At 71.3% G+C, this 23,199-nt stretch carries 23 protein-coding genes; 10 read left to right on the top strand and 13 right to left on the bottom strand.

Going from position 1 to position 23,199, the window contains the following annotated elements; translation table 11 throughout:
* Window positions 1-22: 22 nt before the first annotated feature.
* The 3 genes from ACZ4IF_RS22230 to ACZ4IF_RS22220 form a co-directional block, all read right to left on the bottom strand.
* Window positions 23-526, bottom strand: a complete 504-nt coding sequence (locus ACZ4IF_RS22230) for a hypothetical protein (protein ID WP_359500696.1) — start codon at window positions 524-526, stop codon at window positions 23-25.
* A gap of 64 nt (window positions 527-590) precedes the next feature.
* Complete coding sequence (locus ACZ4IF_RS22225) at window positions 591-1,766, bottom strand: cytochrome P450 family protein (RefSeq protein ID WP_467565242.1); 1,176 nt, start codon at window positions 1,764-1,766, stop codon at window positions 591-593.
* Between the two features lie 149 nt (window positions 1,767-1,915).
* Entirely contained in the window at window positions 1,916-2,587 is a 672-nt protein-coding gene (locus tag ACZ4IF_RS22220) for a response regulator (RefSeq protein ID WP_467565240.1), read from the bottom strand.
* Between the two features lie 285 nt (window positions 2,588-2,872).
* Here ACZ4IF_RS22220 and ACZ4IF_RS22215 point away from each other — a divergent pair, with 285 nt between their 5' ends.
* The 8 genes from ACZ4IF_RS22215 (at window position 2,873) to ACZ4IF_RS22180 (ending at window position 11,251) form a co-directional block, all read left to right on the top strand.
* Window positions 2,873-3,784: an arylamine N-acetyltransferase family protein gene (locus tag ACZ4IF_RS22215; protein ID WP_467565238.1), complete on the top strand. Its 912-nt coding sequence runs from the start codon at window positions 2,873-2,875 to the stop codon at window positions 3,782-3,784.
* A gap of 49 nt (window positions 3,785-3,833) precedes the next feature.
* Window positions 3,834-5,396, top strand: coding sequence for a class I adenylate-forming enzyme family protein (locus tag ACZ4IF_RS22210; RefSeq protein WP_467565236.1), 1,563 nt, complete (start codon window positions 3,834-3,836; stop codon window positions 5,394-5,396).
* A complete protein-coding gene (locus ACZ4IF_RS22205; protein WP_467565234.1) occupies window positions 5,393-6,955 on the top strand; it encodes an FAD-dependent monooxygenase in 1,563 nt (520 codons plus the stop codon). Before ACZ4IF_RS22210 ends, ACZ4IF_RS22205 begins: the two co-directional genes overlap by 4 nt.
* A gap of 20 nt (window positions 6,956-6,975) precedes the next feature.
* Window positions 6,976-7,551, top strand: coding sequence for a flavodoxin family protein (locus ACZ4IF_RS22200; protein WP_467565232.1), 576 nt, complete (start codon window positions 6,976-6,978; stop codon window positions 7,549-7,551).
* The gene (locus tag ACZ4IF_RS22195; RefSeq protein ID WP_467565230.1) at window positions 7,548-8,204 is read left to right on the top strand and encodes a response regulator transcription factor; all 657 of its coding nucleotides are present in this window, start codon (window positions 7,548-7,550) and stop codon (window positions 8,202-8,204) included. Before ACZ4IF_RS22200 ends, ACZ4IF_RS22195 begins: the two co-directional genes overlap by 4 nt.
* A 342-nt stretch (window positions 8,205-8,546) precedes the next feature.
* A complete protein-coding gene (locus ACZ4IF_RS22190) occupies window positions 8,547-9,584 on the top strand; it encodes a 3-oxoacyl-ACP synthase III family protein (RefSeq protein WP_359500681.1) in 1,038 nt (345 codons plus the stop codon).
* Window position 9,585: 1 nt separating this feature from the next.
* Complete coding sequence (locus ACZ4IF_RS22185) at window positions 9,586-10,407, top strand: enoyl-CoA hydratase/isomerase family protein (RefSeq protein WP_467565227.1); 822 nt, start codon at window positions 9,586-9,588, stop codon at window positions 10,405-10,407.
* Between the two features lie 82 nt (window positions 10,408-10,489).
* A complete protein-coding gene (locus ACZ4IF_RS22180) occupies window positions 10,490-11,251 on the top strand; it encodes an SDR family NAD(P)-dependent oxidoreductase (RefSeq protein ID WP_467565225.1) in 762 nt (253 codons plus the stop codon).
* 80 nt (window positions 11,252-11,331) lie between these two features.
* On the opposite strand, the gene ACZ4IF_RS22175 is transcribed toward ACZ4IF_RS22180, so the two are convergent.
* Both ACZ4IF_RS22175 and ACZ4IF_RS22170 read right to left on the bottom strand, forming a co-directional pair.
* Window positions 11,332-12,285: an NAD-dependent epimerase/dehydratase family protein gene (locus tag ACZ4IF_RS22175; protein WP_345649851.1), complete on the bottom strand. Its 954-nt coding sequence runs from the start codon at window positions 12,283-12,285 to the stop codon at window positions 11,332-11,334.
* 14 nt (window positions 12,286-12,299) lie between these two features.
* Window positions 12,300-13,130 (bottom strand): thioesterase II family protein, encoded by an 831-nt coding sequence (locus ACZ4IF_RS22170; protein WP_467565223.1) that lies wholly within the window; start codon window positions 13,128-13,130, stop codon window positions 12,300-12,302.
* A gap of 414 nt (window positions 13,131-13,544) precedes the next feature.
* On the opposite strand from ACZ4IF_RS22170, the gene ACZ4IF_RS22165 reads away from it, so the two are divergent.
* Window positions 13,545-14,927 carry a helix-turn-helix domain-containing protein gene (locus ACZ4IF_RS22165; protein ID WP_467565221.1) on the top strand — a complete coding sequence of 461 codons (1,383 nt, stop codon included), beginning with the start codon at window positions 13,545-13,547 and terminating at the stop codon, window positions 14,925-14,927.
* A 96-nt stretch (window positions 14,928-15,023) separates the two neighbouring features.
* On the opposite strand, the gene ACZ4IF_RS22160 is transcribed toward ACZ4IF_RS22165, so the two are convergent.
* A complete protein-coding gene (locus tag ACZ4IF_RS22160) occupies window positions 15,024-16,502 on the bottom strand; it encodes a flavin monoamine oxidase family protein (RefSeq protein ID WP_467565219.1) in 1,479 nt (492 codons plus the stop codon).
* A gap of 254 nt (window positions 16,503-16,756) precedes the next feature.
* On the opposite strand from ACZ4IF_RS22160, the gene ACZ4IF_RS22155 reads away from it, so the two are divergent.
* On the top strand, window positions 16,757-17,254 hold the full coding sequence (locus ACZ4IF_RS22155) for a cupin domain-containing protein (RefSeq protein ID WP_426682223.1): 498 nt from the start codon (window positions 16,757-16,759) through the stop codon (window positions 17,252-17,254).
* 147 nt (window positions 17,255-17,401) lie between these two features.
* Here ACZ4IF_RS22155 and ACZ4IF_RS22150 read toward each other — a convergent pair whose 3' ends face one another.
* The 7 genes from ACZ4IF_RS22150 to ACZ4IF_RS22120 all read right to left on the bottom strand — a co-directional run bounded on the left by ACZ4IF_RS22150 (window position 17,402) and on the right by ACZ4IF_RS22120 (window position 22,963).
* Window positions 17,402-17,839, bottom strand: coding sequence for a TIGR03618 family F420-dependent PPOX class oxidoreductase (locus tag ACZ4IF_RS22150; RefSeq protein ID WP_218835054.1), 438 nt, complete (start codon window positions 17,837-17,839; stop codon window positions 17,402-17,404).
* A 335-nt stretch (window positions 17,840-18,174) separates the two neighbouring features.
* Entirely contained in the window at window positions 18,175-19,428 is a 1,254-nt protein-coding gene (locus tag ACZ4IF_RS22145; RefSeq protein ID WP_467565216.1) for an IS701 family transposase, read from the bottom strand.
* Between the two features lie 155 nt (window positions 19,429-19,583).
* On the bottom strand, window positions 19,584-20,039 hold the full coding sequence (locus ACZ4IF_RS22140; protein ID WP_095937471.1) for a hypothetical protein: 456 nt from the start codon (window positions 20,037-20,039) through the stop codon (window positions 19,584-19,586).
* A 92-nt stretch (window positions 20,040-20,131) separates the two neighbouring features.
* Window positions 20,132-20,539, bottom strand: a complete 408-nt coding sequence (locus tag ACZ4IF_RS22135; protein ID WP_359500661.1) for a VOC family protein — start codon at window positions 20,537-20,539, stop codon at window positions 20,132-20,134.
* Window positions 20,536-22,128, bottom strand: coding sequence for a GMC family oxidoreductase (locus tag ACZ4IF_RS22130; protein ID WP_467565213.1), 1,593 nt, complete (start codon window positions 22,126-22,128; stop codon window positions 20,536-20,538). The genes ACZ4IF_RS22135 and ACZ4IF_RS22130 overlap by 4 nt, the downstream gene beginning before the upstream one ends.
* Before the next feature lie 14 nt (window positions 22,129-22,142).
* Window positions 22,143-22,517 (bottom strand): nuclear transport factor 2 family protein, encoded by a 375-nt coding sequence (locus tag ACZ4IF_RS22125; RefSeq protein ID WP_028800567.1) that lies wholly within the window; start codon window positions 22,515-22,517, stop codon window positions 22,143-22,145.
* A gap of 23 nt (window positions 22,518-22,540) precedes the next feature.
* Entirely contained in the window at window positions 22,541-22,963 is a 423-nt protein-coding gene (locus tag ACZ4IF_RS22120; RefSeq protein ID WP_179332629.1) for a nuclear transport factor 2 family protein, read from the bottom strand.
* Window positions 22,964-23,199 lie beyond the last annotated feature (236 nt).

Below are 23,199 nucleotides of genomic sequence, written 5' to 3'. Positions count from 1 at the left end.
ACGCGGCGCCCTGCGCGGTGTCTCACACCAGCAGGCGCACCGACGGGCTCCGGGTGTCGGCCGCGAGTTCGCGGTCGCAGTGCTTGCACGTCAGTTCGTGCGGCCGCACCAGGTTGGTCTGGACGCTCGCGGTGCCCGACTCCTTGGCGCGCGGGCAGTGGTAGCCGAGATGCAGCCGGACCCAGGGGTGGCTGGTGGGCGCCGCGGACCTGTGGCCGTCGCGAGTGTCCGTGAAGGGCGCCCACCAGAAGTCGACCACGGCCCGCATCCCCATGCGGTCCCGGCCGCTCGTGGTGTCGAAGGCGGCGAGCCGCGCGGCCGTGTAGTGGCGCGCGAACCCGCTGCGGCTGCCCGAGCACAACGCCCGCTCGGCGCCGCGCTCGAAGACGGTCGTACGGCCGACCCGCTCGCAGACGAAGCAGTCCAGCGAGCACTCCAGCGTGCCGCGCCAGTACAGCTGATGGGAGTCCTCACCGCGTTGCTCCTCGCGGCTCAGCTCCGCGGTGATCTCGGCCGTACGCAGCACGGGCGACGCTCCTCTCGCGGCCGGGGTCCGCTCGCGCACCCCTCGTCGGACGGCACCGGGCCGCTCACCAGCGCACCGGCAGGCTGCGCACGCCCCGCATCAGCATGCCGGGCAGCCAGCCGCCGGACGGTCCGTCGAGCGCCAGGTCCGGGCAGCGCTCCAGGAGCGAGCGCAGCGCCACACGCGCCTCCAGCCGGGCCAGCGGCGCGCCCAGACAGTAGTGGATGCCGTGTCCGAAGGCGACATGGCCGCGGGTGTCGCGCCGGATGTCGAAGCGGTCGGGCACCGGGAAGCGCCTGCCGTCGCGGTCGGCGGCGCTGAGGCCGATCATCACCGGGTCACCGGCCCCGATCCGTGTGCCGCCGATGTCCAGCGGCTCGACGGCGTACCGGAACGTCGCGTTCTCCACCGGTCCCTCGTAGCGCAGCATCTCCTCCACCGCACCGTCGAGAAGGGTCATGTCGGCACGCAGCGCGGCGAGTTCGCCGGGGTGGGTGAGCAGTGCGCGCACCCCGCTCGACAGGAGGTTGACCGTCGTCTCGTGACCGGCGATGAGCAGGACGAAGGCCATGCCGCGCAGTTCCTCCGGGGACAGCCGGTCGCCGTCCTCCGCGGTGGTGCGGATCAGGCCGCTGAGCAGGTCGTCGCCCGGCCCGGCGCACCGCTTGTCCTCGATCAGTCCGGTGAGGTAGTCGGCGAGGCGGACGATCGCGTCGTACTCGCTCTCCGCGCTGGTGGGCGCGACCGCCTCGGTGGACATCTCGCGGAATGCGGCGCGGTCCATCTCCGGCACCCCGAGCAGTTCGCAGATCACGGTCAGCGGCAGCGGGTGGGCGAACGACGCCACGAGGTCGGCCCGCCCGCGCGGCAGCATCACGTCGAGCAACTCGTCGGTGATCTCCTTCACGCGCGGCCGGAGCGTCTCCACCCGGCGCGTCGTGAACTCGCGTGCGACGAGGGCGCGCAGCCGTGTGTGCTGCGGCGGGTCCGCGACCAGCAGGTACTTGCCGATCAGCTCCTCGTCGAGGAACGTGAGCCCGATCTTCTGCCCGTCCTTGGCCAGGCGCGGGTCGGCGAGTGCAGCGCGTGCCTCCTCGTGACCGACGACGAGCCAGGTCTCGTGATGCGCGTCGGCGCCCGGCAGCCGTACCCGGTGCACCGGTCCGAGCTCGCGCAGCTCGGCGTACACGGGATGCGGGTCCTCCGTGAACCGCTCCCCGAACTCCCCGAGATCGATCATCTCCGCTCCTTCCCCCGTCCCCCGTCCCTCTGTTCAACGACAGCGGCCGCCGATCGGTGCCCGCCCGGCGCGGAGGCCCGGGCCGGTGCCGCCTCGTGCCGCCGGCCCGGGACCGCGGGCCGACGTGCCGCCGGCGGCCCGCGAAGCCGTCACTTCCCGTGGTCCTCGAGCAGCCCGGCGTCGTACGTCAGCAGGGCGATCTGCACACGGTTGTTGAGGCCGAGCTTGGCGAGGATGCGGGAGACGTGGGTCTTGACCGTGGCGACGCTCATGAACAGCGACCCGGCGATCTCCGCGTTGGAGCCGCCCTGTCCCACGGCGACGGCCACCTCGCGCTCGCGGTCGTTCAGGACCGCGATCCGGGTACGGGCCGCGGACCGGCGGGTGTCGAGCGTCGAGCCCGCCGCGTGCTCGATCAACTGGCGGGTCACCGTGGGCGACAGCACCGGGTCGCCGGCCGCCACGCGCCGCACCGCCTGAAGGATCTCGGCCGGCGGGGTGTCCTTCAGGACGAATCCGGCCGCCCCCGCGCCCAGCGCCCGCAGCACCTGGTCGTCGGCGTGGAAGGTGGTCAGCACGATCACCTGGGGCGCTTCCTCCCGGCCGCGGAGCCTCTCCGTGGCGGTGAGTCCGTCGACCGTCGGCATCCGGATGTCCATCAGGACGACGTCGGGTCGAGTGCGGTCGACGAGGGCCTCCACCTCGCCGCCGTCGGCCGCCTCGCCGACGATCTCGATGTCGTCGGCACCGCCCAGCATGAGGGACAGGCCGGCTCTCACCAGGGGGTCGTCGTCCACCAGCAGCAGTCGGATCGCAGTCATGGATCCACCTAACCAGGTCGGGCGCCCCGGCCGGCCGCCGTCGGCCGGAACCCGGCGATCCGGCCGCCGGCCACCGTCCGCCGTCCTCCCCCACCGGGCCGCGACCGCCCCGGGCGAGGGCGACCTGACTGACTTCCCGGGCATCTGACGGACTGCGCCGGCCGTCCTCCCGCCCGTCGCCGGGCCCGCGCAGACTCGCCAGTGCGTGGTCGGCCGACAACGCGTCCAGGGCTCCTTGGTGGAGCTCACAGATGCCTTCCCGTGTTTCGAAGAGAGGTTTGCCCGATGGCTAGCAGCGTCCTTCCCACGCCGCCCGGTTCCGACCCGGAGTGGCAGACGGAACTGCTCGATCTCGACGCCTACTTGGCCCGTATCGGATACGACGGGCCGCGCACCCCCACCCTGGAGACCCTGCGCCGGCTGCACCGCGCGCACGCCGACGCCATCAGCTGGGAGATCGTGGACTCGGCCGTCGGCCGGCGCATCGCGCTCGACATCGAGAGCGTGCAGGAGAAGATCGTGGGCCGCGGCCAGGGTGGCTGCTGCCTGGAGAGCAACCTGCTGTTCGCGGCGGCCCTCGACCGGCTGGGCTTCCCGCTGGTGCGCCACCTCGCCCGGGTACGCCGCGGCACCCAGACGATCCGTACCCGCTCCCACGCCGTCCTGCTGGTGGAGGTCGAGGGCCGACTCTGGTTCGCCGACCCCGGCTTCGGCGACGAGAGCCCGCTGGAGCCGCTGCCGTTCACGCACGACAGCACCGTGACCGTGGGCGACTGGACCTGGCGTCTGCAGCGCGACGGTGAGGACTGGGTGCTGCAGAGCCTGCACGCCGACGGCTGGTTCGACGTGTACGCCTGGCAGCTGGAGCCGCACTACTTCCTCGACTTCGACATGGTCAACCACTTCTCGTACGCGGACCCGCGGTCGGTGTTCATGCCCCCGGGCGGGCTCAGCCATCTGATCGCGCAGCGCGGCGACGACAAGACCCGGCTGGTGCTGAAGAACCAGGTCCTGACCACGCAGTACCCCGACGGCCGTCTCGAGCACGCGGAGCTGACCGCGGACGAGGTCGTCGAGACCCTGCGGGACGCCTTCAAGCTGACCATCCAGCCCGAGGACGCGCAGTTCCTGCGGGAGCGCTTCGCGTCCGCTCCGGCCGCCCAGCAGGCCGCGCCCGCCCAGAAGTCCGCCCAGTAGGCGCGGGCAGTCCCGACCGGCAATCGAGGCAATCGAGGAGAGACACGCAATGCCCCGGATCCCTGTACGGCGCAGTGGGCTGTATCTCGGCGTGGTCGCCGAGCATGCGGCGGCCAAGAGCGCCGGCACACCGCTGACCCTCGACCACGACCTGGACGTCCTGCCCGGTACGGGCCGGGAGTTCACGGTGGCCGCCCTGGCCGAGCACGTGGACGACATGGCGGCCCGGCTGTGGGCCGCCGGTGTCCGGCCCGGCGCCCACGTCGCCCTCCACAAGACGTCCAACTTCGACATCTACATCCTGGCCAGCGGGGCGTCCCGCATCGGTGCCGTGCCGGTGATGCTGTCCCCCGCGCTGCCCGGCGAGAGTGTCGCCGCGCTGCTCGGGCGACTGAAGCGGCCGTACCTGGTGACGGACACGGCGAAGCTCGACGGCTCGCTCGCGGACGTCCCGCTGGACGGGCTCACCGAGCGGATCGTGCTGGCTGCCGGGCACCGCGCGGGAACGGTCTCACTGACCGACCTCGCGGGTGCCCCCCGGCAGAAGCCGGTGTTCAACGACCCCGACCGGCCCGCGCTGATGACCCACACGTCCGGCACCACGGGGCTGCCGAAGCTCGTCGTGCACTCGGCCCGCACGCTGCGCGGCCGGTTCCGTCCGCAGAACCGCCTCGTCGGGCTGATCCGCAAGCGGGAGACGGTGGCCGTGCACGTCTCGTTCGTGCACTCGCGGATGTTCCTGGCGATGGCGGTGCTGCTCCCGCGCGCCTTCCCCGTCGTGCTCATGGAGCACGGGGATCCGGAGCGCACCGCCGAACTGTTCGCGCGGACCAGGCCGGGCTTCCTGGAGACCCACCCCAACTCCTTCCTGGAGTGGGAGGAGATCGCCGACGACCCGCGCCGGCCGTTCGCCAACGTCAAGTACTTCAGCAGCACGTTCGACGCGATCCACCCGGGCACGATGGACCGGCTGCTCAAGGCCTCCGAGCGGCGCTCGCCCCTGTTCTTCCAGATCTACGGACAGAGCGAGTGCGGCCCGCTGGTCGGCCGCGGCTACACACGCAGGAACGCCCACAAGGCCAAAGGCCGTTGCCTCGGCTACGCCATGCCGGGCATCACCAAGTTCCGGCTGACCGGCCGCGGGGGCAAGCGCCCCTCGAAGGCCAACCCCGGCTACATCGACGTGTACACCCCCGGCCGTGCGGTGACGTACCACGGGGAGAAGGAGCGCTTCGAGAAGCAGGCGATCGGCGACTGGTGGCGCGGGATGGACATCGGTTACCGCAGCAAGTGGGGCTGTCTGCACCTGCTGGACCGCGAGGTCGACCATATTCCGGGCGTGCACAGCACCCTGGAGGTGGAGGACGCGGTCCTCGCCAAGCTCCCCGAGCTGACCGAGCTGGTCCTGGTGCCCGGCCCCCGGCAGGAGCCGGTGCCGGTGGTCAGCACCCGCAAGGACCTGCCCCTGGACCCGGAGCGCTGGCGCGCGGCCGCCGCGGACTACCCGCAGCTCGCCACCCCCGTGCAGCTGCCGCTGAGCGAGCTGCCGCGCACGGCCACGATGAAGGTGCAGCGGATCGAGCTCGCGCGCCGGCTCCAGGAGCAGACGTGAGCGCGCGGTCCGTGGTGCGGGCCGACGTCGACGTCCTCGTCGTCGGCGGCGGGCCCACCGGCCTGCTGGCCGCCTGCGAACTGCTCAGGCGGGGCGTGCGGGTGCGGATCGTCGACCGGGCCGAGGAGCCCATGACCGTGCCGAAGGCGCTGTCGCTGTGGCCGCGTGCCATGGACATCCTCGAGGACCTGGGTGTGGGCGAGGAGTTGAGGCGGTCGTCCAACCGCATCGACGCCTTCTCCTACTTCTCCGACGGCCGCCCGCTGGCCACCTTCGGCTTCGCCGAGGACCTGGCCTCGCGCACCCTCCCGCAGCCCGTGACGGAGAGCCTGCTCACCGCCCGGCTGCACGAGCTGGGCGGCAAGGTGGAGCGCGGCGTACGCCTGCTGTGCCTGGACGGTGTGGACTTCTCCGGGCGGATCGGCACGACCGACGGTGTGACCGCACTGCTGGAGCACCCGGACGGCACGCTGGAGCGCACCCATGTGCCGTGGGTGATCGGTGCGGACGGGGCGGGCAGCTCGGTCCGCGGGCAGCTCGGCATCGGCTTCCAGGGCAGTACGTACGAGATGGCGTTCGCGCTGATCGACACGCGGATCGAGGGCGAACTGCCGACGAACCGGGTGCTGTACTACCAGGCACCGTCGGGCACGCTGGTGATCGTGCCGATGCCGGACGGTGTCTTCCGGTTCCTGTCGGTGATGCCGGCGGGCGGCGGCGAGGTCACCGTCCCGATGATGCAGCGGATCCTCGACGAGCGGGGTCCGCGCGGGGTACGGATCACGGAGCCCGTGTGGCAGACCGTGTTCCGGGTGCACGCGCGGCACGCCACGGACTTCCGGCGCGGGCGGGTCTTCCTGATGGGCGACGCGGCGCACGTGCACAGTCCGGCGGGCGGTCAGGGCATGAACAACGGTCTCCAGGACGCCCACAACCTCGCCTGGAAGCTGGCCGCGGTCGTGCACGGCACCTCACCGGCCGAACTCCTGCTGAGCTACGGCCCGGAGCGTGCGGAGGCGACCCGTCGCATCGTGCGGGACACGGATCTGCAGACCCGGGCGTGGATGGCGGGGAGCCGGCCCGAAGTGGTCGCCCGCGACGCCGCGTTCAGGCTGCTCGACCGGACCGGGCTGGTGTCCCGGCTGTACGCGCCGGTGATGGCGGGGCGCAGGCTGGCCTACCGGCCCGAGCGGGACAGCCAGGTGCCGTCGGGCAGGCGCCGCTGCGGCCTGCGCGCTCTCAGGCCCGGTTCTGTCTTCCCGCGGCCGCTCGCCGTGGAGCACGGGATGTCCGGCCCCGGCGCGGACCCGAACGCCTGGACGCTGGCGGTCACCGGACCTGACGTACTCGCCGCGGCCGAGCAATTCGCGGACGGGCACCCGCGGTTGAGGGTGGTGCGGCTGCGCAAGGAGCGGGCCGCACCGCTCACCGGCTGCCGGCGGGCGGGCTACCACCTGATCCGACCGGACGGACACGTCGCGGCGCACGGGCACGCAGGGGACCTGGACCGGCTGCGTACCGAACTCGCCGTCGCGTTCACCCCCGTCGCCGCGGACTGACCTCGATTTGGAGTACGCACATGGGTACCACGGTCGCCATCGCCTACCACTCCGGGTTCGGGCACACCACGGTCCTCGCGGAGGCGGTGCGCGACGGCGTGGCCGACGCGGGTGCCGACGCCGTGCTGATCGCGGTGGACGGCATCACCGATGAGGAGTGGGCCGCCCTCGACGCCGCGGACGCGATCGTCTTCGGCGCGCCCACGTACATGGGCACCGCGTCCGCCGCCTTCCACGTCTTCGCCGAGTCGACGTCGAAGCGGTGGGCGCCACGGGCCTGGAAGGACAAGCTCGCCTCGGGGTTCACCGTGGCGGGCGCGATGAACGGCGACAAGCTGCACACCTTGCAGTACTTCTCGATCCTCGCCTCGCAGCACGGCATGCACTGGATCAACCTGGACCTGACGCCGGGCTGGTGCTCGTCGACGGGCTCCGAGCACGACCTCAACCGTCTCGGGATCACGCTCGGCGCGGGCGCCCAGGCCAACACCGACGAGGGCCCGGAGGCGGTCACCAAGGCCGACACGGAGACGGCCCGGCATCTGGGCCGGCGGGTCGCCACGGTGGCCAACAGCCTTTCGGGGGTGGCACGTTGAGCTCTCCCGGGGCCACCGCGCTGGTCGTGATCGACAACGAACTGCTCAGCCACGGCGTCCGCTCCATGCTCAAGAGCATCCCCGCCATGGGGTCGGTGTGGGCGTGCGGCAAGGCGTCCGAGGCGATGGCGCTGCTGCCCGCGCAACGGCCGGACATCGTGCTGTGCCTGGGCTCGGGCCCGGACACCGCCGGCCTGGTGCGCGGGGCGGTGCGGCAGGGCGCACGGACGCTGATCCTGCTGGAGGGCCCCGACCTCGACGTCCTCGACGAGGGGACGGTGCTCGCCGCGCACGGCTTCCTGATGCAGGCGGAGGTGACCGTCGACAAGCTCCGTGAGGCGGTGGACCAGGTGAACGCGGGAGATATTCCGCTGCCGCCCGCACTCGCCCGCAATCTCATGTCGCGTTCCCGGCGAAGGCCGGAGCACAGGCCCTCGCGACACATTTCCATCACACCCCGCGAGGAGGAGGTCCTGCATTTTCTGGCCGAGGGCCTGAGCAATAAGCAGATAGCACGCCGGCTCGGAATTTCCGAGCACGGAATAAAACGTCATGTCACCAATCTACTGGCGAAGTTGAACGCTCCCAACAGGACGCTCGCGGTCGCGCTGGCGCTCCAGGAAGGCCTGATCAGAGCCGTACAACCGGCGTAGAGCGTACGTCGGAGAGCAGGGCGTGCCGCCTCGGCGGCACGCCCTTTCCCGTTTTCCTGGCGGCTTTGTTCAAACGGCCGGACCCTACCCGTTCGGGTACCCCGACCGAGCACCCCGGAAGTGCATTACCGAATCCCGCCGGATACGCGAATCTATGGGTGCGGCAAGGAAATCCGAAACGCCTCCCAAAAGGACGAGCCGGAAGGCCGAGGGCCCAGAAGGCCAAGGCCGTTCCGCAGGCAGGGGCGCGGCTCCACGCGAGCCGCGCCCGGCCCGGCACCGCTTCCCCTTCTCCTCCGCACACGCCTTCATCCGTACTCAGCCTCACAGGAGTCACGTCCGATGGAACTCACCAAGAAGACCTCGCACGGCGTCGGCATCAAGGCCGTCGGGGGCCGCATCCCGGACCGGGTGGTCACCAACGCCGAGCTGGAGCAGCTGCTCGACACGACCGACGAATGGATCAGCAAGTTCATCGGCATCAAGGAACGACGCTGGTCCGCCCCGGACGAGTGGACGTCGGACCTCGGTGCCGCCGCCCTCCTCGACGCCTGCGAGCGTGCGGGGGTCAGCCCGGACTCGCTCGACCTGGTCATCTGCGGGACCTACACCCCGGACCACATGATCCCGGCCGCGGCCGTGGGCATCATGCGCAAGGCCGGCGTCCAGGGAGTGCCCGGCTTCGACGTGAACAGCGGCGGCTGCCCGGGCGGCGTCTTCGCCCTCGACGTGGGTGCCAAGTTCGTGAAGTCCGGTGACTACCGCCGCGTCGCGGTCGTGCTCGCCGACGTCAACACCAAGCTCTTCGACCCGGAGGACCGCACGGTCGGCGTCATCTTCGGCGACGGTGCCGCCTGCTACCTGCTGGAGCCGACCGCGCCGGGCACGGGCGTCGGTTCGGCGCTGCTGGCCAGCGACCCGAGCTCGTACCACACCGCGTACGTCAAGCGGGAGGACCGCACCTGGCCGGACGGCACCCCCAAGCTGTCGGCGTTCGGCAACAACTACTCGTACATGCACGGACGTTCGGTGCGCGACTTCGCGCTGGAGCACATCCCCGGCTTCGTCGAGCAGCTGGTGAAGGCCGAGGGCATGACGGTCGAGGACATCGACCTGATCATCTTCCACCAGGCCAACTACCACATGATCCACGCCCTGATGGAGAAGATCGGCCTCCCGGCGGACCGTACGTTCACCACGGTCGAGCGGTACGGCAACACCTCGGGCGCGGGTGTTCCGCTGGCCCTGCGCGACGCGATCGACGCCGGGCGGGTCAAGCCGGGCGACAACGTGGTGCTGGTGTCCTTCGGCGCCGGCATGAGCCACGGTGGCACCGTGGTGCGCTGGGCCGCGGAAGACGACTTCCTGCTGGGTGCCTGAGATGACGGTCACCACTGTCCGCGAACTCCCGGTCGGGAGCCGGGAGTTCAGCACCATCCGGGTCGACTGGAGCGACGGGGTGGCCCACGTCCTGCTGAACCGTCCCGAGCGGCGCAACGCCATCGACCTCACGCTCGCCCGCGACCTGCTGGACGCGGTGCACCTGGAGCCGGTGGCCCGCGCCCGGTGCGTGCTGCTCACCGGGGCGGGCCCGCACTTCTGCGTCGGCGGCGACCTGAAGAGCTTCCGCGCCCAGCCGGACATCCCCGGTCACCTGCTGGAGGTGACCAGTCACCTGCACGCCGCGCTCGCCCGGCTGGTCGCGAACGACGCTCCGCTCGTGGTGGCGGCCGGCGGCCATGTGGCGGGCGCCGGCCTCGGGGTCGCCAGCCTCGCGGACGTGCTGCTCACCGAGGAGGGCTCGACCTTCCGCTCCGCGTACGCGGCGCTCGGGCTCACCCCGGACGCCGCCACCAGCCACCAGCTCCCGCAGCTCGTGGGGCTGCGCCGGGCGCAGCGGATGACGATGCTCGGCCATGTGCTGGAGGCCGAGGAGGCCGTCGAGTGGGGGCTGTGCACCGAGGTCGTGCCGGCCGGGCAACTCGCCGAGCGGGCACGGCAGGTCGCCGAGCAGCTCGCCGCGGGTCCCACCCGCGCCTTCGGGGAGAGCGGGCGGCTGCTGCGGGCCGCCTCGCGCCGGGCGCTGGCCGAACATCTGGAGGACGAGTCGACGACTCTGCGGGCCACCGCGGGCACGCTCGACGCGGCCGAGGGCATCGCCGCGTTCGTCGAACGCAGGCCCGCCTCCTTCCGGGGGCACTGACCCCGCACGCACGGACCACCGCACGCACGGACCGGACACGGCGGACCGGGCGCGCGAGACGTACTCGACGAGACGAGGAGTCATGAACATCGAAGGCAACGTCGCCCTCATCACGGGCGGCACCTCGGGCCTGGGACTCGCCCTGGCCCGGCGGCTGCTCGCCGCGGGCGCCCAGGTCGTGCTGACCGGCCGCTCCGCCGAGCGGGGCGCGAAGGCGGCGGCCGAACTCGGTCACGACATCGGGTTCGTGCAGGGCGACGTCTCCCGCGAGGAGGACGTCGAGGCCGCGGTCGCCGAGGCCACCCGGCGGGGCCGGCTCGGCATCGCCGTCAACTGCGCGGGCTCGGCCCGCACCGGCCGGGTCCTCGGCCGCCGCGGCCCCCTGCCGGCCACCGAGTTCGAGGACGTCGTGCGCGTCAACCTGCTGGGCACCTTCAACGTCGTACGGCTGGCAGCCGCCGCGATGGCGGGCAACGAACCGCAGGACGGCGACCGAGGCGTGATCGTGTGCACGGCGTCCATCGCGGCCTTCGACGGAATGGCCGGGCAGGCCGCCTACGCCGCGTCCAAGGCCGGTGTCACCGGGATGACGCTGCCGCTCGCCCGGGACCTGGCCAAGCACGCCGTGCGGGTGGTCACCGTGGCACCCGGCCTGTTCGAGACCCCGATGGTCGCGGGGCTGCGGGACGACATGCGGGCTTCGCTGGTGGGACAGACGCCGCACCCCCGGCGCATGGGCCGGCCCGACGAGTTCGCCTCGCTGGTCACCCACGTGGTGGAGAACCCGATGCTCAACGGAGAGGTGATCCGGCTGGACGGCGCGGTGCGTCTCGGTGTCGCATGAGACGCACCGCCGCCGTCACCCGCGGGGCCCGGCCGCCCCGACCGCCGTCGGACCGGCCGGGCCCGCCTTCCCGGCTCCGGTCAGGCCGCCGCGGGCGACGCGGTGCTGCTCAGCTCCGCGGTGAAGCCGGTACGCCAGGTCGGGTACCGGGGAGTCCAGTCGAGCTGGAGCTTGGCGCGGGAGTTGTCCGCGCCGCGCAGTTGGGTCATGAAGGCAACGCCCCACCCGCCGACGGCCATCCGGGCGAGCGCTGCGGGCGCGCCCTTGGGCTTGCGGGCGCCGAGGATGTCGGCGAGTTCGGGCAGCCACACGTTCATCGGCGCCGGCTCGTCGTCGACGACGTTGAGCACACCGCTGTAGTCGGAGTTGAGCGCCGCGACCACCGCGGCGGCCGCGTCCCGGGTGTGGGTGAAGGAGAAGGTGGCGGTGCCGCCGCCGACCAGCGGGACCTTGCCCGCCCGCACCTGCTGGACGAAGGAGCCGTCCTGGGCGTAGATCGTGCCCGGCCCGTAGAGATGCCCGAGGCGCAGCACGGCACCCTCGGCGAGCAGCGTCTGCCGCTCCAGGTCACGCAGGGCGCCGAGCACCGGCACGAACTGCTTGGGCGGGTTCTTCCACAGCGGCGCCTCCTCGTCGGCGGGGCCGCTGCCGCCCGGCTCGTAGGCGTAGGCGAGCCCCTGGGCGACGACGCGTCGTACGCCGATGTCGCGGGCGACCTCGAGGAGGTTGCGGGTGCCCTCCGTGCGCAGCCGGTTGGTCAGTTCGAAGTCCTTGGCCAGGCGGCGCGGATTGATCTCGGCCGGGATGGCCGTGAGCATGTTGACGATGGCCTCGGGGGCGGCGGAGCGCAGCGCCTTGGCGACCGCGGCGCGGTCCAGCGCGTCCGCCTCGACGACCTTCGCCCCGAGCCGGTCGGCGGCCGTCGCGCTGCGCCCGGGACGGGAGAGCACGACCACGTCGTGGCCCGCCGAACGCAGCAGCGGCACCAGCTGCCGACCGATGACGCCGGTCCCTCCGGCGACGAGAACTTGCATGACTACTCCAGGAATCAGGCCCCGGCTGCCCGGGAACGATGGGTGACTTCAGGACGGGCGACGGCACGTCGCTGCGACAGTTCGTCGATGTGATGCTGGTCACTGTCACCGGTGAACCGGTCTATCTCGTGGGCGAGTTCGGCCAGCAGCCGGGGCGGCGGGTCGAGGAAGGCGTGGTGTCCGCCGGGCAGCGTCACGCTCCGGAAGGCGCCCCGCGCGGAGCAGGCCGCCCAGCCCGCCATCCGCTCCGGCGGCACCTGGTCGTCGTCGCGCCAGCCGATGGCGTGCACGCCGACGGGCAGCGGCACAGGGAGCTGGACGCTGTAGCGCTGGGCGGCGGTGACGTCGGCCCGCAGCACGGGGAGTCCCGCGCGGATGGTGCCGAGGGACTCGACGCCGCCCATGGCGCGGGTGAGCCTGCCGATCTCGGTGACGAGCTGGGCGTCGCTCATGCGCAGCAGCGGGCCCCAGGGGCCGTGGTGCGGCGCCACCTGACCGGAGACGAACAGCCGTTGCGGCAGCGGAAGTTGCCTTCTGACCAGGTGCACGGTGAGCGCGAAGGCCTGCAGGGCCCCGGTGCTGTGGCCGAGCAGGGCGAAGGGCCGGTCGAGCAGCGGCAGCAGTGCTTCGGCGGCCCGCGCGGCGAACGCCTCGTACGTGCCGTAGTGCTCCTCGCCCCGGCGCGCCTCCCGGCCCGGCGGCTCGACACGGCAGAGTTCGGCTCCGGCGATCCGGTCCGGCCAGTGCCGGTAGGCGGAGGCGCCGAGACCGGGGAACGGGAAGCAGAAGACTCGGGCGGCGGCCTCCGGCGCGGGCGTGCGGGACAGCCAGGGTTCGGTCGGCACGGGGACACCTCCAGACGCGGTGGGGGGCGGTGCCGGGTCAGCTCTCGGCCGTGCGGGCGGGCCCGGCCGGCGGCCGGGTCGCGGGGTGCGGCCCTCGGTCGCGAAGTCGCCTCAGCGGTGCCGTCGACAATTGGGGGCCCCGGGCATGGTTGGAGCCTTCCACAGCGGGAATTTGACTTCCGTAGTCAAGTCCATGCACCTCGGACAGTCAATCAAATCTGACACAGTGTGGCGATCCGCTACGGCGCAGCACGTCGGAGCGGGTGTGGCGGGAAATGGAGAGGAACAGACTTCGGCCATTGCCCGGGTACCCGCATTGACACGCTGACAATTGGCGGTAAACAAGAAGTCGCACCGTGCCCGCAACCACCCCCCATGCTGTGCAAGGGCATGTCAGTAAGCCCCTGGAGAAACATGAAACCGCCATTGAGCGCGTCCAGCGGCATCGGCCGGCGTCTGCGCGAGCAACGCCGACGGCGCGGCCTGAACCAACAGGACCTGGCCTCGGAGGACATCTCCGTCAGTTATGTGTCCCTGATCGAGACGGGCAAGCGGATGCCGTCTCCCGCGATCCTCGAAGCACTCGCCGACCGGGTGGGCTGCTCCGTGGAGTATCTGCGCACCGGGCGTGACGACAACCGGCTCAAGGAGCTCCGGCTCAAACTCGCCTTCGCCGACATCGCGTTGCGGGGCGGCTCCCACGGGGAGGCCCTCCAGGCCTACAGCGAGGTCCTCGACTCGGCCCGCCTCCTCGACGGTCCCGCCCTGAGCAGGGCGAAACTCGGCCAGGCCCTGACCATGGAGCGACTGGGCCACACCGAATCCGCCCTCCAGCTCCTGCACTCCCTCTACGAATCGCCCGACACCACACCCGGCTCGGCGGAGTGGGCCCAGCTGGCGACCGCGCTCTGCCGCTGTTATCGCGCCGCCGGCGACCTGGACATGAGCATCGAGATCGGCGAGAAGGCCACGCGCGTGCTCGACGAGCTCGGCCTGGAGTCCACCGACGACCATGTGCAGCTGGGCACCGCCCTGATGGGCTGTTACCAGCTGCGCGGCAATCTGCCGCGGGCCCACATGCTCGCGGCCCGGCTGGTGGAGACCGCGGAGCACACCGGTTCGCGGGTGACACGTGGCTCGGCGTACTGGAACGCGGGTCTGGTGGCCCACTCCCACGGCCGGACCAGTGAGGCCCTCGCCCTGATCGAGCGGGCTCTGGTGCTCATGGCGGAGACGGACAACGTCCGGCACCAGGCCATGCTCAAGAGCTCGTACGGCATCCTGCTGCTCGAGTCCCACACCCCCGAGCCCGAACGGGCGTTGCGGCTGCTGGAGGAGGCACGGCGGGAACTGGCCGAAGTCGGCTCGGGGACGGAGCGCGCGCTGGCCGAAATGGGTGTCGCCTGGGCCACGCTGCGCTGCGGCCGCGCCGCGGAGGCGGCGGAACTCGCCGAGCGGGCGCTCGGCCTGTTCGGGGCGCAGGACTCCCCGGAGGCCGTGGAGACACGGTTCATCCTCGGCGAGGCCCTGTTCGCCACCGGGGACGCCGGCCGCGGTGAGTCGGCGTTCCAGGACGCGGTGCTCCTGCTCGGCGGGATCCCGCCGAGCAGGAAGACCTCGAAGCTCTGGCGCCGCATCGGCGACCTGAGACAGCACCAGGGCCGGTCGGCGGAGGCCCTGGGCGCCTATCAACAGGCGCTCGCGGGAGTCGGGCTGCATCCGCTGCCCGCGTCCGAACCGCTGTCCCTGGAACAGCTTCCGATGCGCGAGGTGGTGCTCACCGAACCGCACCTGTGAGCCGGGGGCGGCCCTCCCCGCCTCCCGGCCCGCGGGCCGGGGGCTCGTCCCGGTGCGATCGGGACGAGCCCCGTGCGGCCCACGGAGCGAGGCCGTTCATCCCTTGAGGATGTCGGCGGCGGCCTGCTCGCCGGAACGGACGGCGCCCTCCATGTGACCGTTCCAGAAAGTGGCGGTCTCGGCGCCCGCCCAGTGGACGACGCCCGTGGTCTTCCTGATGGCGGTGCCGAACCGGGTGAGGACACCGGGCGGCGTGAAGCCCGGCGCGCCGCCGCGGGTGTACTCCTCGGCGTCCCAGCGTCCCAGCACGAACTCGGTGGGCGTGGCCGCCTTGGAGCCGAAGTACCGGGTCAGGTCGTCGAGGATCAGCTGCTTGAGGGTGGCGTCGCTCTTGTCCTCGACCGCACGCATCTGGTCGCCGTCGAGGAAGGCGAGCAGGGCGCCGTACGAGCCGTCGGGCGGCGAGTTGTCGAAGGTGCTGCGCGTCGTCCCGGTCAGGGCCGCCACCTGGCCGTTGAGGCCGGCGTCCCGCCAGAAGGGCTTGTCGTAGACAGCGATGGCCTTGCCGATGGAGGAGAGGGGGAAACGCTGGGTGAGCTGGTCGCGGGTCGCGGGCAGCGCAGGGCTGTACACGATGCGGCCGGCGAGTGTGGGCGGCAGAGCGACGACGACCGAACCCGCCGACACCGCGAGGTTGTCGGCGACGACGAGGGCGGAACCGCCGGACTGCACGATGCGGCGGACCGGCGTCTTCAGGACGACCTTGCTGCCGAGGGCGGCGGCCATCTTCGTGGCGATCTGGTACGGGCCGCCGACGAAGCGTGAGTCGCGGGCGCCGCCGAGGGTGCTGATGAGGCGGGTCAGGTTGCCCGGGTTGGTCTCGTTCCCGGAGACGGCTATGTAGGAGAGGATCCAGAGCAGCGAGATGTCGCGGGACTCGGCCGAGAGCGCTCCGTTGGACATCAGGTGGAGGATCGTCTTCGCGTCGGCGTTGCCGACGTTGCCCTCGATCCAGCTCGCGAAGGTCTGGCCGTCCAGCTCCTCGGCCTTCGGCGCGGCCCAGGGTGCGTCGACGGGGACGGTCGAGGCGAGCGTGTCGAGCTGGTAGATGGCCTGCCCGAGCGCCTGGTAGGAGTCGTCGTCCATGGGCGGCAGCGCTCCGGTGTAGCGGATCGCCGTGCCGTCGGCGGTGTAGTAGATGCTCTCGCCGGTGTTGTAGCCGGTGAACGTCTTCACGCCGAGTTCGTCGGCGAGCGCCTGGAGCCGGGTCTGGGTGGGGCCGGTGAACTGACCGCCGCGCTCGATGGTTCCGCCGTTGGCGAGGCGGATGTCGTGGACGCGCCCGCCGACCCGGTCGCGGGCCTCCAGGACCAGCACCTTCTTGCCGGCGGCGACCAGTTTGCGCGCCGCGGCCAGGCCGGCGAGTCCCGCTCCGACGACCACCGTGTCGACGACGGCGTCGGCGCCGTCGACGGCCTGCGCACCGGCGGGGGTCGCCACGGCGGTGGTGGCGGCGCCGGCTCCCAGGGCGACACCGGCGCCGAGGAGGCTTCTGCGGTTCAATTGCGGTCTCATGATTCCCCTTCGAATGCGTGGCATGGCTGGCGTTGCGTGCTCGGGACGTGGGCGTGCCCGTGCGGTGCTGCGCGGTGCGTCGTGAGGAAAGGGCTACGCGTCCGTCCTATCAGGACCGGACCAAGTGTTTCGAAATCCCGTGCGGGTGCGGGAAATTGTCCGGGGGCCGCCTTTGCACTGCGTCAAGTTCCGTGGACAGGAATATGCGTTGTGGATACAACGGCAGTCACCGGATTCCTCGGGAGGGTAAAAGGATGTCCGCATTCCGCCACGAACCCGTTCTCGTACGGGGCGCTGAGGCCGAGACCATCAGCCATGCCACCGGCGCCGCTTTCCTGCTCACCGACTCGGCGAGCACGGCGGGCGCGCTCAGCTGCCACCGGGTGCTGCTCGCCGCGGGAGCCGACGGTTCCGCACCGCACTACCACGCCCGCTCCTCGGAGTTGTTCTACGTCGTCTCGGGCGCCGTGCAGCTGCTCAACGACGACAAGGTCGTCGAGGCGGGCCGCGGCGACCTCGTCGTCGTACCGCCGTTCATGCCGCACGCCTTCGCCGCTGTGCCCGGGTCGGAGGCGGAGCTGCTGATCACCATCACGCCGGGTGTCGACCGCTTCGACTACTTCCGGCTGCTGGGCCGCATCGTCAACGGGGAGGCCCCGTACTCGGACCTGCTGGCCGTCGAGGACAGCTTCGACAGTCACTCGGTGCAGAGCGAGATCTGGGCGGCGGCGCGTTCCCCGCAGGCGGCCTGAGGGCGCGTCGACGCCTCGTACGCACATGTTCCACCCAGGCCCGCGGCATCCGGACCGGCAGGACGTCTGCACTGCCGGTCCGGGCGTCCGCGGGTCCTGCCGTGCCGGGCGTCGCGGCCCCGAGCTGATCGATCCGAACGAAACCCCCTAGTCCCAGGGGCCGAAGCCGGTCACCCGGTCGACGGTGGTGCGGACGACGAATCCGGTGGCTCCGGCGAAGCGGTCGGCGGGCCAGGTCCTGCCGTCCTCCAGGTACGGTGCGGCGATCCGGCCCAGCAGCGCGACGGCGCCGCCCTCCAGGACCTCGGCGGTGCCGTGCGCCACGAAGTGGTACTCCATGCCCTCCGGGCTCCTGACGCCCGCCGCCATGGACAGCGCGACCCGCGGGTCGCGCCGCAGATTGCGGATCTTCTGCTGCGCGTAGAGGTGCCCGGAGACGATCCGGTCCTCCTCGTCGAGCCCCACCCAGACGCAGGCCACCTGCGGACTGCCGTCGGGGTTGAGGGTGACCATGTGCGCGAGACGACCGGAGGTGAGGGCCCGGCGCACCGGTTCGGTCAGTCGGTAGGCCTTCGTGGTGGTCAAGGTGGTCCCTCTCTCACTAACTAACCAGCCGGTAAAAGGGAAACAGCTCCCGCCGCCCGACCCCTGGCGGCGGGAGCTGTGCGGGGACGCCGCTTCGGAAAAGCGTCCCCGGTCTGTGGGGGGAAATTGCGGGAGACCGCCGGTGTGAATCCGTCGGACTCCCGTGTTCCGGTCCTCCGCCTTTTCGGATCTGTTCGTTCCGGGTTTCCCGGGTATTCGGATCGACAGGTCCTCGGAGCACCACGGAAGTCACCTGGCCCCGGTCGCGACGCGGGGCCGGTGATTCCTGCCCGTACGGTGCGCCGTGCGGCACCGCGTCGGGTGGCGCGGGTTCCTCACGGGGACATGGCGGCCACGGCGGGCATGGCCGGAATTCCCCCGTGCCGGCGCAGGACACCGGCCGCCCGCCGGGCCGCGAGCCGCTCCAGGGCCTGGAAGCCGTGCGCCGCGGAAGCCAGCGTCACATGGTGGTGCCAGCCCCGGAAGGAGCGCCCCTCGAAGTCCACGAGCCCGCACTCCTCGCGCAGCCGGCCCAGGTCGTAGCGGGAACGCCAGCGCAGCTTCGCCGTGGTGACGAGGTCCGGCAGCCTGCGCGAGCCGAGGTTGGTGACCCAGTAGGTGCGCGGCTGCGGGCGTCCGACCGGCCATTCGACCAGAAGCTGGCGGGGCCTGCGAAAGCGGCGCTCGCCGTGCCGGGCGGTGGGCCCGCCGGGTCCGGCCGGGATCTGCGCGGCGAGGAACTGCGACTGCCGGACCCGGCTCTCGACGCCCTCCCGCCAGGCGAGCGTGACGCGGGCGCTGCGTCGGCCTGCGGTGTGCATCATGTCGGCGGCGGTGCCCAGCACGACCGGCGATCCGTTCGCCGAGGGTGCCGCGAGCAGCGGCGCACCGCCGGAGACCTCGACGAGATAGCCGAGCCCTCGGGCCTCCAGGCCGTCGAGCAGGGGCAGTACGTCGGGCTCGTGCCGCCAGTCGGCGAGGATCGGGGCGGGCTTGAGGTCCCACTCCTGCACCATCTCGTCGAGGCTGTCCAGGACGTGCCGCCAGCGCGGCTGATGGCGCTCGACGTCCGGCACCCGGGCGGCGCCGCGCCGCCGGTCGTCGTCGTCCCAGTGCGGCGGCATCAACAGCCGCCAGTTCACCGGGATGCTGGCCTCCTCGGTGGCGAGGGAGACGGCCAGACCCAGCTGGCAGTTGGCGGTGCGCCCCTCGGCCGGCACGTACTGGCGGGCGACGCCCGCCGAGTGGTTGCCGTTCTTCGGGAAGACGACCTCGTCCACGACCCAGGCATCGGGCTCGGCGGCCTGGAACACCTGCTCGGCGAGCCGCTTGCGGACGTCGGTGCATTCCCAGGGACTTTGGCTCACGAACTGTTGCAGCGACTGCGAGGCGCGGCGACCGAGGACGTGCTCGGAGATGCGGGCCGGCGTCTTGCGGCCACTGGCATCGAGCAGTCCACGCACATAGACCTCACCCCAGCGACGCTGGTCGGAGCGGGCGAATGGCGAGAAGAGATACGCGCAGTATTCGGAGAGACCGTCTCCCCAGCCCCGCTCCCGCGTGGCGTTCAGGTCAGCGTTCAAAGACATGGAGACCCCCTGCGTGAAGCATCAATGACAGTTAACTCCGCCTGTGAAAATCTGTCAAGTGACCAGTCAAGCTGCGAGTTGACCCGGCGTCACACAGCAACGGGCGGAGCCTCCGACCTGCGGAGACTCCGCCCGTTGCGGAGGGAGAACGCGTGTTACAGGGACGCCGAGCCCTCCATGGGGTCCAGGTCGTCCACGATGTACGTCTTCACCAGCGGTCGGCCGTCCTCACCTGCCACGACGATCCAGGTCTGGTAGGCGTCGAAGCCGAGCCACTGGCTGCGTGCCGCCGGCGGATTCCAGATGTGGGCCTGCCAGTTGACAACCACCTTGACAAGCGTTTCACCGCCGACGGCGGGCTCCACCTCGACGCTCTTGAGCTCGTGCACCTCGTCGAAGAAGCGATTGGTCACCGCCTCGTACCAGCCCTTGAACTCGTCCAGGGTGGTGAGCGTCGCCTCGGGGAAGCGCATCTCCAGGCCGTCCTGGACGAGATAGGGCAGCACCTGCTCCAGCGGGACGTGCTGGTCCAGTGCGACGTACCAGTCGCGGACCGCGTCCTTGATGGACTGTTCGGTCAGCGAGGCGCCGAGCAGCGTGGATTCGGTCATGGCAAGCCTTCTTCCTCGTACGCGTGTGATCGGTCTCATTCAGTGCGAAGGGCGGGCCGGCCGTCGCTGCGGCCCGCCCGCCCCGCCGATGGTCAGGAGGCGTCCCGGTATCCCTCACTGACCTCGACGATCACCCCGTCCGGGTCGGTCAGCCAGACGGTCTGCCACCCGGGGATGAAGTCGTCGAAGTGCAGCGGGCCGAGCGTCACCGGGACCTCGTCGCCCACCCTGGCCAGGAAGCCCTCCAGGTCGTCCGTCTGGAAGGCCAGATGGCGGGCCACGCCCGGCTGCGCGGGGCCGTCGCCGGCCGGCTTCACCAGCGGCTCGGTGTCGGTGTGGAACAGCTCCAGGTACACGTCGCCCTGCCGCAGGAACACGATCCGGTCGTCGTCCAGTTCCACGGTGCGCGCCCGGCTGAAGCCGAACCACTTCTCGTAGAAGGCCTCCGTCGCCCCCAGATCACGGCAGTTGAGCCCCACGTGGGACCACCGAAGGGTCATACGTCCCCCTTGATCAGGTCGGCGGCGCGCTCGGCGATCGCCGCGATGGCCGTGTTGCAGTTGCCCGACGGCACCGCGGGCATCACGCTCGCGTCGACGACCCGCAGCCCGCGCACCCCGTGCACCTTCAGGTCCGGGTCGACGACCGAGAGATCGTCGATGCCCATGCGGCACGAGCCGGCCTGGTGGTGGTAGCTGTCCGCGCGCTCGCGCACGAACCGCTCGATGTCGGCGTCCGTGCGCACGTCCGGGCCGGGCAGCAGCTCCCCCTTGAGGTGCTCCTTGAAGGCCGAGGTGGCGAAGATGTCGCGGGACAGCTTCACCGCCTGCACCAGACGCTCCACATCGGAGCGGTCCCCCAGGTAGTTGGGGTCGACCAGCGGCTTGGCGAACGGGTCCGCGCTCGCCAGCCGCACCGAGCCCCGGGAGTTGGGACGCACCACACCGGGCAGGATGCTGACCGCGTTCGGGTGCTGCTGGCCGACGATGATGTCGAACGGCACGTGAACGAAGGCGATCTGCAGATCGGGGGCGATCATCCCGGGCCGCGAGGTGGCGAACAGCGCCGACTCGGAGAGGTTCTGGTGGCCCTGCTCCACGGGCTCCGTGGTCTCCGCGATCAGACCGGTGAGCACGTGGTTGTGGAAGTTCTCGCCCACACCCGGCAGCGCGTCCGTCACGTCGATGCCCAGCGGCCGCAGCTGGTCGGGGGATCCGATCCCGGACAGCAGCAGGATCTTGGGCGATTCGATCGCGCCCGCGCACAGCAGGACCTCGGCACCGGCCCGTACGGTGTGCTCGCCCGGCTCGCCGGGCCCCGCGTTGGGCACGGTGCGCCCCTCACCGGCGGGGGCCACGTCCTGCTGGACGTAGGTGACGCCGATGCACCGGCCGTCCTCCACCACCAGCCGGGAGACCTGCGCTCCCGTACGCAGCGTCAGGTTCGGCCGGTCCAGGGCGAGTTCGAGGTAGGACACCAGGGCACCGCGTCGCCGGCCGTCCCGGGCGTCGAGGTGGTGCCAGCCCGCGCCGATCATGCGTGAGCCGTTGAAGTCGTCCAGCTCGGAGTGCCCCAGCTCCACGCACGCGTCGATGAAGGTGCGGGAGAGCGGGTTGGGCCGGTGCGCGCCCGCGTTGGTGACGACCTGAGGTCCGCCGACGCCCGTCTCCGGGCCGTGCGGGTCCTCCTGGTCCTCCATCCTGCGGAAGTAGGGCAGCAGGTCCTTGTACGACCATCCCGCGGCGCCCTGGTAGGCCCAGGCGTCGAAGTCCGAGGGGTGCCCCCGGACGTGCATCATGATGTACAGGTTGCTGCTGCCGCCCGGGATCTTGCCCCGCGGCTCGTACGTCGAACGTCCGCCGAGGGCGGGCTGCGGAACACTCGTGTAGCCCCAGTCGACCTCGGAGCCCAGCAGCGTGAACCAGAGCGGTGCCTGGTCGACGTTGGCCGGGATGTGGTTGCCGCCGGCCTCCAGGAGCAGGACCCGTACCGCGGGGTCCTCGGTGAGGCGTGCGGCGAGCACGGAGCCCGCGGTGCCCGCGCCCACGATGATGTAGTCGTAGTCCTTGTGGTCCTCGTGTTCCGCCATGGCGGCTCCCGCCTCTAGTCGGTCCCGAGCACGGGCCGGAACGGGACGGTGTCGTGGTGGTTGGACATGTACGAGATGAGACCGCCCTCCACCCGGAAGTAGTTGACGACGTCGGCCTCGATCGGCTCGCCGGCGTGCGTGGCCGCCGAGATGTGCGAGACGACGGCGGCCTGCTCGCCCTCGACCACGATGTGCCGGGGGGTGTTCGTGAACGAGGCGTACATCGCCGGGAAGCCCTGCATCATGGCGCGCAGGGTCTCCCGCCCCTCCACGTGCCCGGCGAGCTGCTCGTCCATGGTCTGGCGCTCGGCGAACAGGTCCGTCCAGGCGTCCCAGTCACCCTTGTTGGCCAGCTCGTAGTAGCTGTTCACCACTTGCCTGGTGTCCACGTGAGTCTCCCCTCGGGCAGGGCTCAGACGGCGATGCGCTCGTCGATCGACTTGAGCTGGAAGACCGTCCACATGAAGCGGTCCACGCTGTGCTGGTCCGCGGTGTGCACCTGGACGTCGGCGATCTTCCCGTCGCGGATGCCGTACGTCGTGGACGTCGGGAACAGGTACTCCTCGGTGTCCGCCTTCGCGTGACCGAGGTGCTTCTCGACGACGGTGCCGTCGTCGAGCTCTCCGAAGTGGACGTTGTCGACGGTGACGCCGGCCTTGAACAGCTCACCGAAGAAGGCCATGACCTGGCCGGCGCCCCGGTGGTCGCCGGAGAGCGGGTGGTGGCCGGGCATCTTCCAGGAGATCTCCGGGTGGAACAGCTCCTCCTGGATGCGGTCCAGCTGGCCGGAGTTGAAGTACTCGTACATCTTCAGAACCAGGTCGGTGTTCGACACAGCGCTCTCCTCGGATCGTGGTGGTTGTCTCGCAGCGGCGGCCGGGCCCGGCGGGGGGTTCGCGCTACCGGGCCCGGCGGCCGCTCGGCGGGACCCCTGCGCCGTGAAGGGGGGATCGGCGCACGCGGTCCGGCCGGCTCGGACGAAGAACTGGTCGTTCCTGAATTTCGGGAGACCCTCGAAAGCGGCATCCTGTGAATCCAGCGGAAAGGTGTTCCCCTTCTGCTGCCTTTCTG

The sequence above is a fragment of the Streptomyces sp. NPDC025784 genome (genome assembly GCF_055558435.1).
This window is presented reverse-complemented; position numbering and strand designations above follow the sequence as displayed.

What these genes read in the sequence shown, in the direction of transcription:
- ACZ4IF_RS22225 (WP_467565242.1), bottom strand. Translation starts at nt 1,766, where the DNA reads ATGATCGATCTCGGGGAGTTCGGGGAGCGGTTCACGGAGGACCCGCAT.
- ACZ4IF_RS22220 (WP_467565240.1), bottom strand. Translation starts at nt 2,587, where the DNA reads ATGACTGCGATCCGACTGCTGCTGGTGGACGACGACCCCCTGGTGAGA.
- ACZ4IF_RS22215 (WP_467565238.1), top strand. Translation starts at nt 2,873, where the DNA reads ATGGCTAGCAGCGTCCTTCCCACGCCGCCCGGTTCCGACCCGGAGTGG.
- ACZ4IF_RS22210 (WP_467565236.1), top strand. Translation starts at nt 3,834, where the DNA reads ATGCCCCGGATCCCTGTACGGCGCAGTGGGCTGTATCTCGGCGTGGTC.
- ACZ4IF_RS22200 (WP_467565232.1), top strand. Translation starts at nt 6,976, where the DNA reads ATGGGTACCACGGTCGCCATCGCCTACCACTCCGGGTTCGGGCACACC.
- ACZ4IF_RS22190 (WP_359500681.1), top strand. Translation starts at nt 8,547, where the DNA reads ATGGAACTCACCAAGAAGACCTCGCACGGCGTCGGCATCAAGGCCGTC.
- ACZ4IF_RS22185 (WP_467565227.1), top strand. Translation starts at nt 9,586, where the DNA reads ATGACGGTCACCACTGTCCGCGAACTCCCGGTCGGGAGCCGGGAGTTC.
- ACZ4IF_RS22180 (WP_467565225.1), top strand. Translation starts at nt 10,490, where the DNA reads ATGAACATCGAAGGCAACGTCGCCCTCATCACGGGCGGCACCTCGGGC.
- ACZ4IF_RS22175 (WP_345649851.1), bottom strand. Translation starts at nt 12,285, where the DNA reads ATGCAAGTTCTCGTCGCCGGAGGGACCGGCGTCATCGGTCGGCAGCTG.
- ACZ4IF_RS22165 (WP_467565221.1), top strand. Translation starts at nt 13,545, where the DNA reads ATGAAACCGCCATTGAGCGCGTCCAGCGGCATCGGCCGGCGTCTGCGC.
- ACZ4IF_RS22160 (WP_467565219.1), bottom strand. Translation starts at nt 16,502, where the DNA reads ATGAGACCGCAATTGAACCGCAGAAGCCTCCTCGGCGCCGGTGTCGCC.
- ACZ4IF_RS22155 (WP_426682223.1), top strand. Translation starts at nt 16,757, where the DNA reads ATGTCCGCATTCCGCCACGAACCCGTTCTCGTACGGGGCGCTGAGGCC.
- ACZ4IF_RS22145 (WP_467565216.1), bottom strand. Translation starts at nt 19,428, where the DNA reads ATGTCTTTGAACGCTGACCTGAACGCCACGCGGGAGCGGGGCTGGGGA.
- ACZ4IF_RS22140 (WP_095937471.1), bottom strand. Translation starts at nt 20,039, where the DNA reads ATGACCGAATCCACGCTGCTCGGCGCCTCGCTGACCGAACAGTCCATC.
- ACZ4IF_RS22135 (WP_359500661.1), bottom strand. Translation starts at nt 20,539, where the DNA reads ATGACCCTTCGGTGGTCCCACGTGGGGCTCAACTGCCGTGATCTGGGG.
- ACZ4IF_RS22130 (WP_467565213.1), bottom strand. Translation starts at nt 22,128, where the DNA reads ATGGCGGAACACGAGGACCACAAGGACTACGACTACATCATCGTGGGC.